The sequence below is a fragment of the Candidatus Burkholderia verschuerenii genome, from assembly GCF_001189365.1.
GTDB classification, from domain to species: domain Bacteria; phylum Pseudomonadota; class Gammaproteobacteria; order Burkholderiales; family Burkholderiaceae; genus Caballeronia; species Caballeronia verschuerenii.
Genome location: NZ_LFJJ01000018.1, coordinates 1 through 17,538 on the forward strand (window position 1 = coordinate 1; position 17,538 = coordinate 17,538).

Annotated in this window: 10 protein-coding genes, 1 tRNA gene and 4 pseudogenes; 6 read left to right on the top strand and 9 right to left on the bottom strand. The window is 62.1% G+C overall.

Features of this window, described 5'->3' with window-relative positions:
- Positions 1-1,202: 1,202 nt before the first annotated feature.
- Both BVER_RS05975 and BVER_RS31200 read left to right on the top strand, forming a co-directional pair.
- Positions 1,203-3,692, top strand: a complete 2,490-nt coding sequence (locus BVER_RS05975) for a winged helix-turn-helix domain-containing protein (protein WP_050452504.1) — start codon at positions 1,203-1,205, stop codon at positions 3,690-3,692.
- 3 nt (positions 3,693-3,695) lie between these two features.
- Positions 3,696-3,869: a hypothetical protein gene (locus BVER_RS31200; RefSeq protein WP_157055939.1), complete on the top strand. Its 174-nt coding sequence runs from the start codon at positions 3,696-3,698 to the stop codon at positions 3,867-3,869.
- A 5-nt stretch (positions 3,870-3,874) separates the two neighbouring features.
- On the opposite strand, the gene BVER_RS05980 is transcribed toward BVER_RS31200, so the two are convergent.
- The 5 genes and pseudogenes from BVER_RS05980 to BVER_RS06000 all read right to left on the bottom strand — a co-directional run bounded on the left by BVER_RS05980 (position 3,875) and on the right by BVER_RS06000 (position 8,307).
- Positions 3,875-5,041 carry an ABC transporter ATP-binding protein gene (locus BVER_RS05980; protein WP_050452505.1) on the bottom strand — a complete coding sequence of 389 codons (1,167 nt, stop codon included), beginning with the start codon at positions 5,039-5,041 and terminating at the stop codon, positions 3,875-3,877.
- Complete coding sequence (locus BVER_RS05985) at positions 5,038-5,691, bottom strand: ABC transporter permease (protein ID WP_050452506.1); 654 nt, start codon at positions 5,689-5,691, stop codon at positions 5,038-5,040. The genes BVER_RS05980 and BVER_RS05985 overlap by 4 nt, the downstream gene beginning before the upstream one ends.
- Before the next feature lie 16 nt (positions 5,692-5,707).
- Positions 5,708-6,611 (bottom strand): annotated as a pseudogene (locus BVER_RS05990) (glycine betaine ABC transporter substrate-binding protein).
- A complete protein-coding gene (locus tag BVER_RS05995) occupies positions 6,608-7,324 on the bottom strand; it encodes an ABC transporter permease (protein WP_050452507.1) in 717 nt (238 codons plus the stop codon). The pseudogene BVER_RS05990 and the gene BVER_RS05995 overlap by 4 nt, the downstream one beginning before the upstream one ends.
- Before the next feature lie 365 nt (positions 7,325-7,689).
- Complete coding sequence (locus BVER_RS06000) at positions 7,690-8,307, bottom strand: TetR/AcrR family transcriptional regulator (RefSeq protein ID WP_050452508.1); 618 nt, start codon at positions 8,305-8,307, stop codon at positions 7,690-7,692.
- A gap of 244 nt (positions 8,308-8,551) precedes the next feature.
- On the opposite strand from BVER_RS06000, the pseudogene BVER_RS06005 reads away from it, so the two are divergent.
- From BVER_RS06005 to BVER_RS06020, 4 genes and pseudogenes are all read left to right on the top strand, one after another.
- Positions 8,552-9,665 (top strand): annotated as a pseudogene (locus BVER_RS06005) (efflux RND transporter periplasmic adaptor subunit); the annotation flags it as partial.
- Positions 9,666-9,688: 23 nt separating this feature from the next.
- A pseudogene (locus BVER_RS06010) lies at positions 9,689-12,781 on the top strand (efflux RND transporter permease subunit).
- The gene (locus BVER_RS06015) at positions 12,778-14,211 is read left to right on the top strand and encodes an efflux transporter outer membrane subunit (protein ID WP_050452509.1); all 1,434 of its coding nucleotides are present in this window, start codon (positions 12,778-12,780) and stop codon (positions 14,209-14,211) included. The pseudogene BVER_RS06010 and the gene BVER_RS06015 overlap by 4 nt, the downstream one beginning before the upstream one ends.
- Before the next feature lie 101 nt (positions 14,212-14,312).
- The gene (locus BVER_RS06020) at positions 14,313-14,642 is read left to right on the top strand and encodes a hypothetical protein (protein WP_050452510.1); all 330 of its coding nucleotides are present in this window, start codon (positions 14,313-14,315) and stop codon (positions 14,640-14,642) included.
- A 51-nt stretch (positions 14,643-14,693) separates the two neighbouring features.
- Here the strand turns inward: BVER_RS06020 and BVER_RS06025 are convergent, their stop codons facing one another.
- The 4 genes and pseudogenes from BVER_RS06025 to BVER_RS06040 all read right to left on the bottom strand — a co-directional run bounded on the left by BVER_RS06025 (position 14,694) and on the right by BVER_RS06040 (position 17,524).
- Entirely contained in the window at positions 14,694-15,269 is a 576-nt protein-coding gene (locus tag BVER_RS06025; RefSeq protein WP_050452511.1) for an NnrU family protein, read from the bottom strand.
- Between the two features lie 23 nt (positions 15,270-15,292).
- A pseudogene (locus BVER_RS06030) lies at positions 15,293-15,747 on the bottom strand (YaiI/YqxD family protein).
- Between the two features lie 116 nt (positions 15,748-15,863).
- On the bottom strand, positions 15,864-17,198 hold the full coding sequence (argG, locus tag BVER_RS06035; RefSeq protein WP_050452512.1) for an argininosuccinate synthase: 1,335 nt from the start codon (positions 17,196-17,198) through the stop codon (positions 15,864-15,866).
- A gap of 241 nt (positions 17,199-17,439) precedes the next feature.
- A tRNA-Leu gene (locus BVER_RS06040) sits at positions 17,440-17,524 on the bottom strand.
- Positions 17,525-17,538 lie beyond the last annotated feature (14 nt).

Here is a 17,538-nt window from a genome sequence, read left to right on the forward strand (position 1 = left end):
TTACCCGGAACAATGGACTCCAGTCGTCCCCATATCTCATCGGTCAGCAACATTCGACTCATCTTGATCGCTTACGCAAAAGATGAGATGTAAACACATTTCTTCAAATGTGAACAGAGCCTAGTGATGAACGGTTTGAGGGGATTGCTGCGGGGGAGTTTGTTTGGTTGAGGGCTTGAGCGATAAACGTGGACTGGGCGTGTGTTTGGTGCCGATGGTTCTCTTTGCTTGCTTTCTTTTGCAGTAGCCGCCTTCCCGGCGGGGGGGGGTTACTTTCTTTGCGGCGGCAAAGAAAGTAACCAAAGAAAGCCGCTTGTCCGATCCTAAGCACCTTCTTGGCCGGCCCCGGCACAGAACTTTAGACTTGGCACAGCAATAGCGAGTGTCTTTGTGGCGCGTACACGCGCTGGTTCCTATGCGATTAGTGCTTTCTCGCCTGACAAGGTAACGGCCCACTTCGGCTTACTCCGGCCCGCTTGCGCGGCCGGTTTAGGTACGTATGAGCAACCGGCAGGTGATTGGCGAAACGACCTCGAACACGGCATCGATTTATCGTTATTCGGCCCTACCTCGATTAGCGTTTCGATGAACGTTTAATTGCTCTCGCAAGGGGATCCGCAGCAGACCATGCGGGCTGCGCGTTAGTGCCTTAAGCGCTAAAGCTTTAAGGCATCTTGGCTCATGCGCAACGCGGCGGCTTTCCTTCGTTGGAGCGCTGACCGAGGTAGGGCCGAATAGCGATTAAACCGTTGAGTTATTCGAGGTCGTTTCGGTGATTCCCTGCCGGTTGCCTGAACGGCCCTAAACCGGCCGCGCAGCGAGGCCGGAGTAAGCCAAAGGGGACCGTTACCGAGGTGGGCGAGAAAGCGCTAATCGCATGGGAACCAGCGTCCGAACGTACCGCAAGAGCACTCGCTACTGCTGTGCCAAATAGAAAGTCCTGTGCCGGGGCCGCTCAAGAAGGTGCTTAGGATCGGCCAAGCGGCTTTCTTTGGTTACTTTCTTTGCCGCCGCAAAGAAAGTAACCCATCCGCCGGGAAGGCGGTTACTGCATAAAACGCAGCAACAATAGACCCACAGAAAACAACAACAAAAAGAACAATGTGCGATAGTCACGTCGACCACACAAATCAACCGGACAATGCGCGTCTCCGACGCCCCCAAAGTCCAGGTTCGTCAAGAACCCGCCCACCCCCGGTTGCATGAAAGAACAAGAAACGATGCTCGCCGCCGCCGAGCGCATCACGCTCTTCGGCCGCTTCGCGCTGCAACGCGCCACGCGCACGCTGACGCTGACGCTCGACGGACGTCCCGTACCGATCAACGATCGCGCAATGGACGTGCTGATCGCGCTCGTCGATGCGCGCGGCCGCATCGTGCCCGTCGGCGAGTTGCAGCACGGTTCGTCGCCCTCCTCGTCCGTGGTCGCGAACAACAGCGTGCAGGCGCTCGTGTCGCAACTGCGTCGCGCGCTCGGCGAAGACCGCGATCTGATCGAAACCGTGCCGCGACGCGGCTATCGGCTCGCGACCGAGTGGTACGAAATCCGCGACGCGCTCGCCTCGTCAAGCAACGACACGCGCCCGCCCGATGCGCCGCATGTCCCCGCATCGACGCACAGTCACGAAAGCACCGCGCAGGCACCGGAACGCACGCCGCTCATCGGACGCGACGCCGAGCTTTCCGAACTGCTCATGCGCATCCCGCAGCATCGTCTCGTCACGTTGATGGGCGCGCGCGGCGTCGGCAAGACGCGCCTCGCGAAAGAAGCGGCACACCGCACGTCACCGCTGTTCGACGGACGCGTGCATTGGGTCGATCTCGGCGCACACGTCACGAGCGAAGGCATCGTGCTGCCCCATGCGCAAACGGCTCTCGTCGTGATCGATCACGCGGACCATCTCGCGCACGACATCGCGCCCGTCATCGATGCGTTGATCGCGCGCACACAAGCCAACGTAATCGTTTGCGCCGAAGGGCCGCTGTTCATCTCGGGCGAGTATCTGTTGCCGATCGCCCCGCTGCGATTCGCGACCACGCATCGTCATGACGACACGACCGAATCCGATGCGTACCGATTGTTCCTGAGCGAGCTTCCAGTGCTCGCCGATGCATCGCCTGTCCATGCGACGATCGAGTCGATCTGTCGCGCGCTGTCGGGCAATCCGCTCGCGATCAGCCTTGCCGCACGACAAATCGGCGCGGCGGCGTCGTATCGCGCGTCATTGCACGATGTGCTGATCGACTGGGAACAGCGCTTCAACGTCGTGCAAATACGCCGTGACAATAGGGTGCATGCGGTCGATGCGGTGCGTTCAGTCGTCGCGTTCGCCTTTCACGCACTCGATGACGCTACCCGCGTCACGGTCCGTCGATTGAGCCTGTTCGCCGGAAGCTTCTCGTGGCCCGATGCGCGCCTGGTCCCATCGACCGACGATGACGCGACAATTCAAACCGCCATCGACGCCGGATGCATCGCCGAAGCCGACGACGATCATCTGGACATCGCGCCCGCGATGCGCGAATTCGCGCTGGCACTGCTCGCGCAACATGCGGACTATGCGCCGGCGGCCGCGCGTCACGCGCAATCGATCGTGGACCGGCTCACGCGCCAGGTCACTATGCGAACCTCCATCGCCGATGTGCGCCGCGCGCTCGCGTGGTCGATCGACACGGGACGAATCGATCTCGCCGCGCGACTGCTGCAAGCATCAATCACGCTGTGGAGCGATGCTAGCCTGTCGAGCGAACATCTGCACTGGATCACACGCGCCATCGATCATCCCGACACGCGCGCGATGCTCAAGGTGCGCGATCACATGCTGCTGTCGCTTGCGCTCGCGCAAGGCCGGCAGCGCATGCGTCCCGAGCACTCGCCGACCGATACCGTCGCGGCATGGTGGCGCGTCTACGATCTCGCCACCGCCTGCGCCGACGACGACATGCGTCTCGCGGCGCTCACGGTCCTGCTGCTGCGCACGCTGCAATCCGGTTACGGCGACGATCGTCCCGACCTGCTCGCGCCGGTGCGCGAACGCATCGCGCTGGAATGCGAGGGCTCGTCGTCGCATCCGGGCTTCTCGCTGATGCGCGGCGTGCTGATGACGCTCGACGGTCGTCACGAAGACGCCATCGCCGAACTCGCGCCACGCGCGCACGACGCACATTCCATCGAAGCCGACGACGACGATACCCCGCGCGCACCGCGTTATATCGAAGCGGTATCGCACAATGCGCTGGCCATCTCGCTATGGTTGTCGGGCGCGCGCACGCCTTCGCATCCGGTGTTGCTGCAGGCGCTGACCGATGCGCGCCAGCAGTCCGATCCGGTCTCGCGATGCGCGGCTTCCGCGCTTGCGTGCGTGCTGTTTTTGCTGGAGGAAAACACCGCGCGCATCGCTCAGCAGGCGCGCATGGTGTGCGCCATTTCGCAGCAACATGGGCTTGCCGCGTGGGAACCGGTCGGTCGCAGCTTTTTGCGCTGGACCGAAGCCGCCGAAGGGTCGCACGATGCCGCGCGTCAACTCACGGACGGCGCGCTCGTCAATATCGAACGAAGACATGCGACGCTTATCGATCTGTTGGTGCTGGAACGCTACGTTGAACTCGCGTTGAGCGAAGTGGGAAGCGCCGCGTTGTTGCGGCTTTATGACGGCATGGTCGAAGGACTCGAAAGCAGCGGACGGCGCTAGCTCTTGCCCGAAGCATTGCGCGTAAAAGCGGTGTTGCAGCGTCGTATCGGCGTCGAGCATATCGAGGTCATGCAAACGCTCGAACATGCCGCCGATGCAGCGCGACGTCAACGCGCGGCGAAACTGTCGCGACGTATCGCGGCGCAAGCGGAGCGCTTCGATACGTCGCGAGGGTAGAACGGTTACGCGCCCGCCGCTTCCTTCGCGCGCGCGGCAGGGATTTGCCCCGTCTGCTGACGCGAACGTCCCGAGCTCAGATATTCGGCGATCGAATCCTGCGTGACCTCGCCGACGTAGTGACCATCGGCATCGAGCACCGGCATCCAGCTCGAACTGTACTGATACATCTTCGACAGCACGATCCGCAGATTGTCTTCGGGCGAGACGGTCGTCTGAAACTGCGTGACCTTGTCCGCGCACACGCCCGGCGCGCCGCGCGCCATGCGTCGCGACACGAACCCCAACGCGCGATGCTCGCCGTCGAGCACCGTCATGTGACGATTGTCGTGCTCGTCCATGCTCGCATAGGCGTTCTGCAAAGGCGTATCGGCAAGCGCCGTTTCGGGCTGCAACGCAGCATCGCCCGCCTTCACAAGCAAGAGGCGCTTGAGCGTGCTGTCCGCGCCGACGAACTGACCGACGAACTCATCGCGCGGATGCGCAAGCAGCATATCGGGATGATCGTATTGCACCAGCTTGCCGCGACGGAACACCGCCACGCGATCACCGAGCTTGATCGCTTCGTCGATATCGTGGCTCACCATGATCACGGTCTTCTTGAGTTGACGCTGCATCGCGAAGAACTCGTTCTGGATGGTTTCGCGATTGATCGGGTCTACCGCGCCGAACGGTTCGTCCATCAGCAGCACGGGCGGATCGGCGGCGAGCGCGCGAATCACGCCGATCCGCTGTTGCTGTCCGCCCGACAACTCCTTCGGATAGCGCTTCAGATACAGCTTCGGATCGAGCGCGACCATCGACATCAGTTCGGTCGCGCGCTCGGCGCAACGCTTCTTGTCCCAGCCGAGCAGGCGCGGCACGACCGTAATGTTCTCTTCGATGGTCATGTTCGAAAACAGGCCGATCTGCTGGATCACATAGCCGATATGACGGCGCAGATCGACTTCGTTGAGGCCGCTCGTGTCTTCGCCGTTGATCAGCACGCGACCCGAGGTCGGCTCGATCAGGCGATTGATCATCTTGAGCGTCGTGGTCTTGCCGCAACCCGACGGGCCGAGAAACACGCAGATCTCACCCTCGTCGACCTTGAGGCTCACCGAGTCCACAGCGTTCACCTTCTGACCATCCTTCTGCGTGAAGGTCTTCGTCAAGCGGTCGAGTTCGATCATGTTTTTTGTACTCCTTTCGGTGTAAGGGCGCGCTGCAAGGCCTGCAGCAGCAAGTCGGCGACGATCGCGAGGACGCTCACGAGCACCGCGACCACCAGTAGTTTCATCATGCTGGACTGGCCGATCGCGCACACGATCAGCGAGCCGAGACCGCCCGCGCCGATCACGGCGGCAATGGTCACCACGCCGATGTTCATCACGACGGCCGTACGCACGCCGCCGAGAATCACCGGCACCGCGAGCGGCAGTTCGACCAGACGCAGCCGTTGCCACGCCGTCATGCCGATGCCGATCCCCGCTTCCTTGATGCCCGATTCGACGTTGCTCAACGCCAGATACGTATTGCGCATGATCGGCAGCAGCGAATAGAGGAACACGGCCGTGATCGCCGGCACCGCGCCGATGCCTTCGCCGAAGCGCGAAAACACCGGAATCATCAGGCCGAACAGGGCGATGGACGGCAGCGTGAGAATGATCGTCGCCACACCGAGCAAGGGCGTCGCGAGCCACTCATATCGATTAATCAGGATGCCTAACGGCATGCCGACTATGATCGCACAGCCGATCGCCAGCCCGACGAGATAGCAATGCTGCAAGGTAAGTTGCAGCAGCTCGGGCCAGTTGGCTTGCAGATAGTCGAAAACACTCATCTTTTGATTCCCTCCCTCAAGGCAGCTTGTGCGTGCGCAGGAACTCGGCCGCGACTGCCTGCACCGACTTGCCGTCGATATCGACCTGCTTGTTCATCTCCAGCATCGTGTCGTTATCGAGCGTGGCCGATAGCGCGTTCAACTGCTCCGCGAGCTTAGGGTTCTGCTGCAACACGGATGCACGCACGACGGGCGTCGCGTTATACGGCGGGAAGAAGTTTGTCGTCGTCCAGCGGCATGATGCCGAAGCCCTTCACGCGGCCATCGGTCGTATAGATCAAACCGATGGTGATCTGATTGTTATGCAACGCCGTGTAGACGAGACCCGGGTCCATCTGCTTCGTTTCCGCGCGGCTGAAGTGCAGATCGTAGGCGGCTTCGAGCGGCTTCAGACCATCGGGACGATTGGCGAATTCCGCATCCATGCCGAAGACGTGACGCGTGCCTTTCGGATCGCTCTTGAGCTTTTCCGCTAGCTGCGAGATGGTGCGAATGCCGGTCTTCTTCGCTTCCTCGGCGGGCAGGCCAAGCGCATACGTGTTGTTGAGCGGCGCCTTGTTCAACCACACGAGCCCTTCTTTCGCGTCGAGCTCCTTCACCTTCTCGTACGTCTGATCCGACGACATCTGCTCTTTGAGCTTGTGATAGACGAGCGCGGCCGTGCCGGTGTATTCCCACGTCAGATCGACCTGACCGTTTTCCTGCGCGCTGCGCAACAGCACGCTGCCGAGACCGGTGCGCGAATCGATCGTATAGCCGCGCGAACGCAGATACTGCGACGTGATCTCGACGAGCACATATTGCTCGGTAAAGTTCTTGCCGCCGATGACGAGGTTCGCGGCCATCGCGGGCACGCTCGCGCAAGCGCACATCACGCTCGCGACGAGTGCGCGCTTCACCATGCGGAGAATCGTCGTCATGCGGTCACCTCGCGCGTCGTGGTCCAGCGACGGCTCGCCGCCGACACGATCGCATCGAGCAGCAAGGCGAGAATCGCCGTGGCCGCCGCGCCGATCAGCAGCATCTGGTTGTTGTTCAGATAGATGCCGGGGAAAATCAGCGTGCCGAGACTGTCCGCGCCGATGAGATACGCAAGCGGCGCGGTGCCCACGTTGATCGCGAGCGCCGTGCGAACCCCGCCGATGATGATCGACATCGCATTGGGCAACTCCACGCACAGCAGCGACTGCATGCCGGTCATGCCGATACCGCGCGCCGCTTCGAGCAGCGATGCGGGCACGTTCTTCATGCCTTCATAAGTGTTGCGCGTGATCGGCAGCAGCGACGCGAGGAACAGCGCGGTGATCGCCGGAGCATCGCCGATACCGAAGATGCCGAGCGCGATCGCCAGCACCACGAGCGACGGCACCGTATTGCCGATGTTGAAGATCTGCATGAAGCTTTCGGTCTGCCGCGCAAACGCGGGACGGCTCAACAGAATGCCTGCGGGCACGCCGACAATGACGGCGAGCGCCATCGAGATGCCGACGAGCAGCAGATGCCGGCCCGTGTAGTACACGAGATCGCCGGAATATTGGCGCCATGTGCCCGGTTCGATGGCGCGTGCGAGAAGCACGGCCACGAGCACGACCGCCAGCAGGCTGCCCACGACCTGGACAGTACGTCGGTTCATAGAACGGGTCTCCTTTTCGAAGGCTGAGCGCCGGTGAATGCGCGCTGCTAGGTGCGCCATGAATACTGCTGATGGCGCGGCGAACGGGAGTTTTACATCGCCGGATGGAAGTGATGCGAGGTCCGGCGAAAGTACATCCGATACGTCGAGTAGCGTTATGTATGTATAGCGTGGTCACATGGCCGGCTTTTGGGTTACCGGATGCATGCGCGATGTTGTGTTCACCCGAAGGCGCGATAGTTATAAGGGTGTGTAAATTCTCCAGTGTGAACGTGACGATATCGGGTAAATCCGCCGATCGCGTTATCGGTAGCAATGGGCGTGCCTGACCGTTCAGGTCAAACGCATTGCTATGGATTCCGAAGTTATTGCGCGTTGAACACGACGCGCCTGAAGAACTGCGCGAGCACGTCTTCGGCGAATTGCGCCGGAATAGATTGAGGATCGGACGAGTAGAAGAACTGTACGCCGTCGCAGAGCGCGATCAGGCCGAGCGCCATCTGTTCGGCGGGCATGGTGAGCGGCGTGCCCACGCGTTCGGAAAAAGCCTTGATGTAATCGGTCGTGCTTTGCCGCAACTCGCGCATCAACGCATTGAAGCCATCGCGAAACTGCGCGTCGCGGCTCGCGTGCAGCTTCGCTTCGACCCACAGCAGAAAGCACGCGTTGTTCTGATAGCACTCGCTGTAGTACTGCAGGACATGCGCTTCCATGTCCGCGCGGGTCGCGTCGCCGTCTTCGAAGATCGACGAGAGGCGCTGCATGATCGTGTCGTGATCGCGCTTGAGGACTTCGAGCAGCAACTCGGCCTTGCTGGAGAAATTCGAATAGAACGCGCCGCGCGAATAGCCCGCGTCGGCGGCCACATCTTCGACGCTCGCCGCGCCGAAACCTTTCCGTGTGAAAACGTCCTGCGCGGCGTCGAGCAGGCGCTGACGCGTCTGGTCACGGCTCTGCTCGCGGGTAAGACGGATTGGTTTCATGCTGGCAGTTTAGCATCGAAAAGCTTACAAATCCGCTTTTGCATTCGGATACGACTCTGTATTAGAATTCACCGCGTATCCATCAACGAAGCGTTAAAACCCTTATCTGGCGCGGCTCTCACGCTGTTTCTTCGGAGTATTCGCGCGCGGGCGGTTTCTCGAAAATGGCATTGCAGAGGCAATGCCGCCCTGTTGCGCGCGCACGAGCATCGAGACGCGCGGCCCGGGCGCCGAGGTTCCTGTGATGCCCTTGTATTCGTCTGCGCCGGCCGTGGCGCGCGCCATCGTTCTCTCTGCCGCGTTCGCAACATTGGCCGCCTGCCAGCGTCACGAAGCCGCCGCGCCCGTGCCGCGTCCCGTCGTCGCGATGGCCGCGCTCACCGACAACAAAACGCCCAACTCCACGCTGCCCGGTCAGGTACAGTCGCGCTATTCGACACCGCTGTCCTTTCGCATCAACGGCAAGATTCTTGAGCGCCGCGCGCGGCTCGGCGATAGCGTGAAAGCCGACCAAGTCGTCGCGAAGCCGATCCCGCCGATGCCGAGAAGAACAGCGCCAGCGCACGCGCGCAACTCGATGCGGCCGAGCATCAGCTCGTGTATGCGAAGCAGCAACTCGATCGCGATCGCGCGCAAACCGCTGAAAGTCTGATCGCGCCCGCGCAACTCGAACAGACACAAAACGCTTATGCAAGCGCCCTCGCGCAACGCAATCAGACGCAGCAGCAGGCCGGGCTCGCGGCGGATCAGTTGCGCTATGCAACGCTGACGGCCGATCGCGCGGACGTCATCACGGCGGAACAGGCCGACACGGGGCAGAACGTCAACGCGGGACAAGCCGTCTATACGCTCGCGTGGAGTGGCGATATCGACGTGATCTGCGACGTGCCCGAAGCATCGCTGGCGGCGTTCAAGGTGGGTCAGGAAGCGAACGTGTCCTTGCCCGCGCTGCCGGGCCGCAGCTTCAAGGCGCGCATGCGCGAACTTTCGCCCGCCGCCGACGCGCAAAGCCGCACCTGGCGCGCCAAGCTCACGCTCGAATCGCCGACGCCGGATGTGCGTCTCGGCATGACGGCGGATGTCGCGTTCGCGGCGGCCAATGCGCCGGGCAAGGCCTTCACGATTCCATCGACCGCGCTGTTTCACGACAAGGGCCAACCGGCCGTATGGATCGTGAAGAAACCTGGCGATGCGCTCGAATTGCGGCGCGTGGAAGTCGCGCGTTACGGCGAGCGCACGGTGACGTTATCGGGCGGCATCGAGGCGGGCGAACGGATCGTGTGGCAGGGCGTGCTACGGTATCGGCAGGCGAGAAGGTGCGCGTGGTCGCGCCGCTGCATCCCGAGGATTTCACGTCATTAGCATACCTAACGATTCTGGCATCGACGACAACGCGCATCGTCACGAGGAAAGCCGTTTCAATCTGTCGGCGTGGGCGCTGCGGCACCGATCGCTTGTCGTGTTTCTCATTGCGATGGCTACGATCTTCGGGATGCTCGCGTACACGAAGCTCGCGCAATCGGAAGACCCGCCGTTCACGTTCCGCGTGATGGTCATCCGCACGTTCTGGCCCGGCGCGACCGCGCGGCAAGTGCAAGAGGAAGTGACCGATCGCATCGCGCGCAAATTGCAGGAAACGCTTTATACGGACTTCATGCGCAGCTATTCGCGCCCCGGCGAATCGCTATTGTTCTTTCAGATGAAGGACTCCGCGCCCGCGAAAGACGTGCCCGAAGAGTGGTATCAGATTCGCAAGAAGGTCGGCGATATCGCCGCGACGCTGCCGTCCGGCGTGCAAGGCCCGTTTTTCAACGACTAGTTCGGCGATGTCTACACCAACATCTTCGCGCTGGAAGGCGATGGCTTCTCGCCCGCGCAACTGCACGATTACGCCGATGCCCTGCGCACCGTGCTATTGCGCGTGCCGGGCGTTGGAAAGGTCGATTACTTCGGCGATCAGGAAGAGCGCATCTATGTCGAGATCGCCAATACGCAACTGACGCGGCTCAGCATCTCGCCGCAGCAGATCGCGCAGGCCATCGACGGACAGAACGCGGTGTCGCCCGCAGGCACGTTGACGACGCCCAACGACCGCGTGTTCGTGCGTCCGAGCGGGCAATTCACGAGTCTCGATGCGCTCGCGGATACGCTCATCAACGTGAACGGCCGCTCGTTCCGCCTCGGCGATATCGCGACCATCAAGCGCGGCTATCTCGATCCGCCCGCCACGCAGATGCGTTCAGCCGGAACGCCAGTGCTCGGCATCGGCATCACGATGCAGCCGGGCGAAGACGTCGTGCGGCTCGGCAAGGCGCTCGACGCGCAGATGACGCAACTGCGCGCGCAGCTTCCCGCCGGACTCAAACTCACCGAAGTCTCCAGCATGCCCCACGCGGTTTCGCGTTCGGTCGACGACTTCCTCGAAGCGGTCGCCGAAGCGGTGATCATCGTGCTGATCGTGAGTCTCGTGTCGCTCGGCGTGCGCACCGGCATGGTCGTGGTGATCTCGATTCCCATCGTGCTCGCCGTGACTGCGCTGTTCATGTATCTGTTCGATATCGGCTTGCATAAGGTCTCGCTGGGCACGCTGATTCTCGCGCTCGGCCTGCTCGTCGACGACGCGATCATCGCCGTCGAGATGATGGCCGTGAAGCTCGAACAGGGATGGAACCGCACGCGCGCCGCCGCCTTCGCGTACACGAGCACGGCCTTTCCGATGCTGACGGGCACCCTCGTCACCGTCGCTGGCTTTCTGCCGATCGCGCTCGTCAAATCCAGCACGGGCGAATACACGCGCTCCATTTTCGAAGTGTCGGCGATCGCATTGATCGCGTCATGGCTCGCGGCGGTCGTGCTGATTCCGTTGCTCGGTTACAAATTGCTGCCGGAGAAGAAGAAGGCGGCGCATCTTCCCGATCACGACATTTACGATACGAAGTTCTATGGCCGTCTGCGTCGCTGGGTCGGCTGGTGCATTCGGCGTCGCTTTATCGTATTGGCGATCACGGTCGTGCTGTTCATCATCGCGATGGCGGGCTTTACGCTCGTGCCGCAGCAGTTCTTCCCGAGTTCGGATCGGCCCGAGTTGCTGATCGACGTGCGCTTGCAGGAAGGCGCATCGTTCGAAGCGACTTTGCGCGAAGCCAAACGCCTCGAAGCCGCGTTGAAGGGACGCGATGAAATCGATCATGTGGTGAGCTTCGTCGGCACCGGCGCGCCGCGTTTTTATCTGCCGCTCGATCAGCAATTGCCGACGCCGAACTTCGCGCAATTCGTCGTCACGGCGAAGTCCATCGAAGCGCGCGAGAAGTTATCGCAATGGCTCGGCCCGATGCTGCGCGAACGTTTTCCCGCCGTGCGCACGCGTTTGTCGCGACTGGAAAACGGGCCGCCCGTCGGCTATCCCGTGCAGTTTCGCGTGAGCGGCGACGATATCGCCACCGTGCGTCGCGTCTCCGAGCAGGTCGCCGCCGATATGCGCGCCGATTCGCGCACGACCAACGTGCAGTTCGATTGGGACGAGCCGTCCGAATGCTCGGCGCGCTTCGAGATCGATCAGCAGAAGGCGCGCGATGCGGGCGTGACGTCGCAAGATATTTCCAGCTTCCTCGCGATGACGTTATCGGGCTACAGCGTCACGCAGTATCGCGAGCGCGACAAGCTGATCAGCGTCGATCTGCGCGCGCCGCATGCCGAACGCGTCGATCCGTCGAAGCTCGCCACACTCGCGATGCCGACGCCGAACGGCCCCGTGCCGCTCGGCGCGCTGGGACGCGTCGTCGATTCGCTCGAATACGGCGTGATCTGGGAACGCGATCGTCAGCCGACCATCACCGTGCAGGCGAACGTGATGGGCAACGCGCAAGGCATCGACGTGACGAACGCCATCAACAAAAAGCTCGATACGATTCGTCAGGCGCTGCCGGTCGGCTATCGCATCGAAGTGGGCGGTCCGGTCAAGGAGAACGCGAAGGGACAGACGTCGATCAATGCGCAATTGCCGGTGATGATCATCGTCGTGCTGACGCTGCTGATGATCCAGTTGCAGAGCTTCGCGCGCGTGATGATGGTCGTGCTCACCGCGCCGCTCGGGCTGATCGGCGTGGTCGCGACGCTGCTGTTGTTCGGCAAGCCGTTCGGCTTCGTCGCAATGCTCGGCGTGATCGCGATGTTCGGCATCATCATGCGCAACTCGGTGATTCTGGTCGATCAGATCGAGCAGGACATCGCCTCCGGACACAAGCGTTATGACGCGATCATCGGCGCTACCGTGCGGCGTTTCAGGCCGATTACGCTGACCGCCGCCGTGCTCGCGCTGATTCCGCTTTTACGCAGCAACTTCTTCGGCCCGATGGCGACCGCGCTGATTGGCGGCATCACGAGCGCGACCGTGCTCACTCTTTTCTATCTGCCCGCGCTTTACGCCGCATCGTTCCGCGTGAAGCGCGAGGAAAGCGACGGAGCGGCGTCATGAAGCGCGCATATGGAATAACGATCGCCACGCTCGCGCTGTCGGCATGCGCGCTCGGCCCCGATGGCAAGCCGCCCGCGATGCCGCAGCCCGAGCATTACGGCGCGCTGCCGCAAGCGCAATCGAGCGTGACGGCCGAAGGCGTGTCGCAGACCTTCGTGCAGGCCGCGAAACCGGTGCCGGAGTGGTGGAAGCTGTATCGCTCGGATGCGTTGAACGCGCTCGTCGATGAAGGCCTGCACGCGAGCCCCAATCTCGCCGCCGCCGACAAAAGCCTGCAGGCGGCGCGCGAGCAATTGCGCGCGCAAGTCGGTTCGTCGCTGCTGCCATCGATCGATGCAGGCGGACAGGTCACGCGCGAACGCGGGCTCGGCGTGCCGAACTTCGGGCCGCCCACCGCGCTGTACAACCTGTTCGTCGGGCAGATTCAGGCGCAATACACCTTCGATATTTTCGGCGCGGCGCGTTATACGAATGCATCGCTGGCGGCGCAGGTCGATCAACAGGCGTTTCAACTCGATGCCGCGCGACGCGCGCTCGCGGCGAATATCGTCACCGGCGCGATCGGCGCGGCGGCACTGCATGCGCAGATCGACATCACCGAACGCCTTGTCGCGCTCGCCAATGACGACGCCCACGACGCGGATCGCCGCTATGCGCTGGGCTCAGCATCGCGCGCGGATGCATCGACTGCGCGGCAGAATGCGGCGACGCTCGCATTGCAATTACCGTGGCTGCGCGCGCAATGGCTCGCGACGCGTCATGCTCTCGCCGTCTTGCTCGGCCGCACGCCCGACGATCTCGATCTCGCGAGTCTGAGCGTTCCATCGGATGTACCGATTGTTTTGCCATCCGAACTATTGCAGTCTCGCCCCGATATCCAGGTCGCCGATGCCGCGTTGAAAGCCGCCGCCGCGCAAGTGGGCGTGGCGACGGCACAGATGTTCCCGAGTCTGTCGATATTGGCATCGATGGGACGCGGCGGTTTCGACTGGCCGACGGCCCTGTCCGGCGCGGGCGCGTTGTGGAGCGTGGGCGCATCGCTGTCGCAGCCGATCTTTCATGGCGGCGCGCTGCTGGCGCAACGTCGCGCGGCCATCGCCATGTACGATGCCGCCGTCGCGCAATACAAACAGACCGTGCTGTCGGCGTTCCAGAATGTCGCGAATACGTTGGCATCGCTCGAAACGGACAGCGAAGCGCTCGCCTTCGCCGATACCGCGAGCCGCGCGGCAAACGATGCATCGTCCGATGCGGCCGCACGCGTACGTCTCGGCGCGATTCCGCTACGCGCCGCGCGTGGCGCGGAGCAGCAGTTTCTCAACGCGCGACTCTCGACGATACGCGCCAGCAGCGCGCGCATGAGCGACACGGTAGCGCTATTTCAAGCGATGGGATCGCCAGTTGCATCGACCATTGCGAAAGCAAAGTGAACCATCATCGAAAGAACGCGGCACGATCATTGCGCAGTTGCACGTCGGGCAGGCGCATCGCGTCTGCGTCCATTTCATGTCGATACAATTAGGGACTGATCATGAATAAGGCAATCGGCGCACTCATCGCGGTCGTCGCCGCACTCACGCTGTCGGGCGGAGCGTATGCACAGGCCGCTGGCGGTGCAGGCGGCGCGAACGGCGGCGGATCGACTGGCAGCACGGCGAGCCCGGCCAATCAGGTCAATCGCGCCACGGACGGATACGGTTCGCCTGGCGTGACCAACTCGGATAGCGGCATGTCCGCACGCGCCCCGAATTCCGGACTGCCGAGCGCCACCAACGGCACGTCAACCTCGAAGCAGGAAGCGCCGAAGAGCAATAACACGCTGGCAACGCCGAGAATCGTCTCGCCGGCGGCGGGTCAGTAAGCTTTCTTAAGCTGAAGAAAAGGCCGCTGTCCTGACGGATGGCGGCCTTTGTCACGCCAGCGGCGATACGCCGATCAAATGAGCGTGCGCCCAGAACAGCATGAGCGCGTACAGCGCCAATCCCACGACGATCACGATCGCATCGTTCGCCGCCGATGCCGGCGCGCCTCGCACCGCCCTCACCTTCGTGCGTGACGACACGGATATCAGATCCGCCACCGCCCACAGCAAAAATCCGCCGAACACCAGCACATCGTTCAGGGTTCCGTTGCACAGCAGATGCGACGCCGACCACAGAATCAACGCCCAAAGCATAGGATGCCGAACCAATCGCCGAACGCGTCCCGGAAAATAGGCGGCGATCAGGAACGGGAACACGGGAAGCATCAGAAGAAAGGTCAGATGCTTGAGGCCCATCGGCGGCATGTACAACGCGACGGGTTGCGCTCGCGCCATGCCATAGCCGTAGATCATCGCGATAAAGCTGGCTATCGATATGACGGAATACAGTCCTTTCCACGGCCCTTCGCCGAGCCGGTTCACTTGCGCATCGCGCCACGCGGGCGCGACGATGGAGATCGAATGCATCCCGAGGAACACGACGAGACCGGCGACGAAGATGAACATAGGATGGTCCGAAGTACGCCGCTTCAGGTGCCGCCGCGCTTGGCGTGGCGCGCGAGAAAGCGATCCAGTTGCGAGGCGAAAGCCTTGGCGTCGGCTTGCGAGTATGGCGGCGGACCGCCGGTATCGATGCCCGTTGCGCGCAGTTGATCCATCACGTCGCGCATCCGCAGGCGCTCGCGAATGTTCTCGCGATCGAACCAGCCGCCACGCGGATCGAGCACATGCGCGCCCTTTTCGATTGCGGCAGCGGCGAGCGGAATATCCGCGCTGATCACCAGATCGCCCGCGTTAGCCATCTCGACGACGCGCTGATCGGCGACATCGAAACCAGCCGGCACCTGAATCGCCTTGATGAACGGCGACGGCGGCGTGCACAGATACTGATTGGCCACCAACGTGACGCAGACTTCGACGCGGCGCGAAACAGCATTTCCTTGACCACGACCGGACAGGCGTCGGCATCGACGAGCACTTGCATCGCGGAGTTCCGGTTAAGAGATGTTGAGTATGGTACTGCGGGAAATGCGCGCGCAAACAAAAACGGCCACCGCGCCGAAGCCCGATGACCGTCCCGTTACCGCGCCCTGAAAGAGCTTATTCCTTATCGCCCTTCAGTTGCGGCAAGGCCGACGACTCGCCCAGCGTCAGCAAACCGACTTGCGAATAGATGCGCAGCTTGTCGCGCGTATCGGTGATGTCGAGATTGCGCATCGTCAACTGGCCGATACGATCCTTCGGCGAGAACGTCGACGCGACCTTCTCCATCGACAGACGCTCCGGCTGATACGTCAGATTCGGCGACTTCGTGCTGACGATCGAATAGTCGTTGCCGCGACGCAGCTCGACCGTGACTTCGCCGGTGATCGCGCGCGCGACCCAGCGTTGCGCGGTTTCGCGCAGCATGATCGCTTGCGGATCGAACCAGCGGCCCTGATACAGCAGGCGGCCGAGACGTCGACCGTTCTCGCGATACTGCTCGATCGTGTCTTCGTTATGAATGCCGGTGACGAGACGTTCATACGCGATATACAGCAGCGCCAGACCCGGCGCTTCATAAATACCGCGGCTTTTCGCCTCGATGATGCGGTTCTCGATCTGATCGCTCATGCCGAGCCCGTGACGTCCGCCGATGCGATTCGCCTCGAGCAGCAATTCCACCGCGTTCGGGAAGGTCTGACCGTTCAGCGCGACCGGCTGGCCTTCTTCGAAGCGAATCGTCACTTCCTCGCGATCCACCTTCACGTCGTCGCGCCAGAACGCCACGCCCATGATCGGATTCACGATGCGGATGCCGCTTTCGAGGCTTTCGAGATCCTTGGCTTCGTGCGTCGCGCCGAGCAGGTTCGAATCGGTCGAATAGGCCTTTTCCGCCGACATCTTGTAGGCGAAGCCCGACTGGCGCATGAACTCCGACATTTCCGAGCGGCCGCCCAGTTCGTCGATGAACTGCTGATCGAGCCACGGCTTGTAGATCTTGAGATCCGGATTGACGAGCAGGCCGTAGCGGTAGAAACGCTCGATGTCGTTGCCCTTGTACGTGCTGCCGTCGCCCCAGATGTTGACGCCGTCTTCCTTCATCGCGGCGACGAGCATCGTACCCGTCACGGCGCGGCCGTGCGGCGTCGTGTTGAAGTAGGTGATGCCGGCGGTCGAAACGTGGAACGCGCCGGCCTGCAAGGCCGCGATGCCTTCCGCGACGAGTTGCGTGCGGCAGTCGATCAGGCGCGCGCCCGCTGCGCCGTATTCGATCGCGCGACGCGGGATCGAATCGTAATCGTCCTCGTCGGGCTGGCCCAGATTGGCCGTGTACGCGTACGGCACCGCGCCCTTCTGCTTCATCCAGTGGAGGGCGGCGCTGGTGTCGAGACCGCCAGAAAACGCGATTCCGACCTTTTGGCCGATCGGGAGACCTTCGAGAATTGTGCTCATGAGCAATACCGTCAAATCGACATAGGGAAAACGTGGTCCGGCTGTCGAGTATCAGCCAAGCCCCGCCAGATGACAAGTTTGGCCAGAATCGCGCCAAAAGCGGCTCGGAGAGGAAAAGAAACGCTCGATGTGCCCGAAGCGCAAACGAGGAAGGGATGCGTGTCTGCGTCGGCCGTGCCGGCAAAACCGGCGAGGACGACGAGCGAGCAAGGAAAGCCGCTACAGATCCAGCAGAAATACGTGGTGCCCAGGGCGGGACTCGAACCCGCACGCCGTTAAGCGCTACCCCCTCAAGATAGTGCGTCTACCAATTCCGCCACCTGGGCAAGGGGGCCGCCAT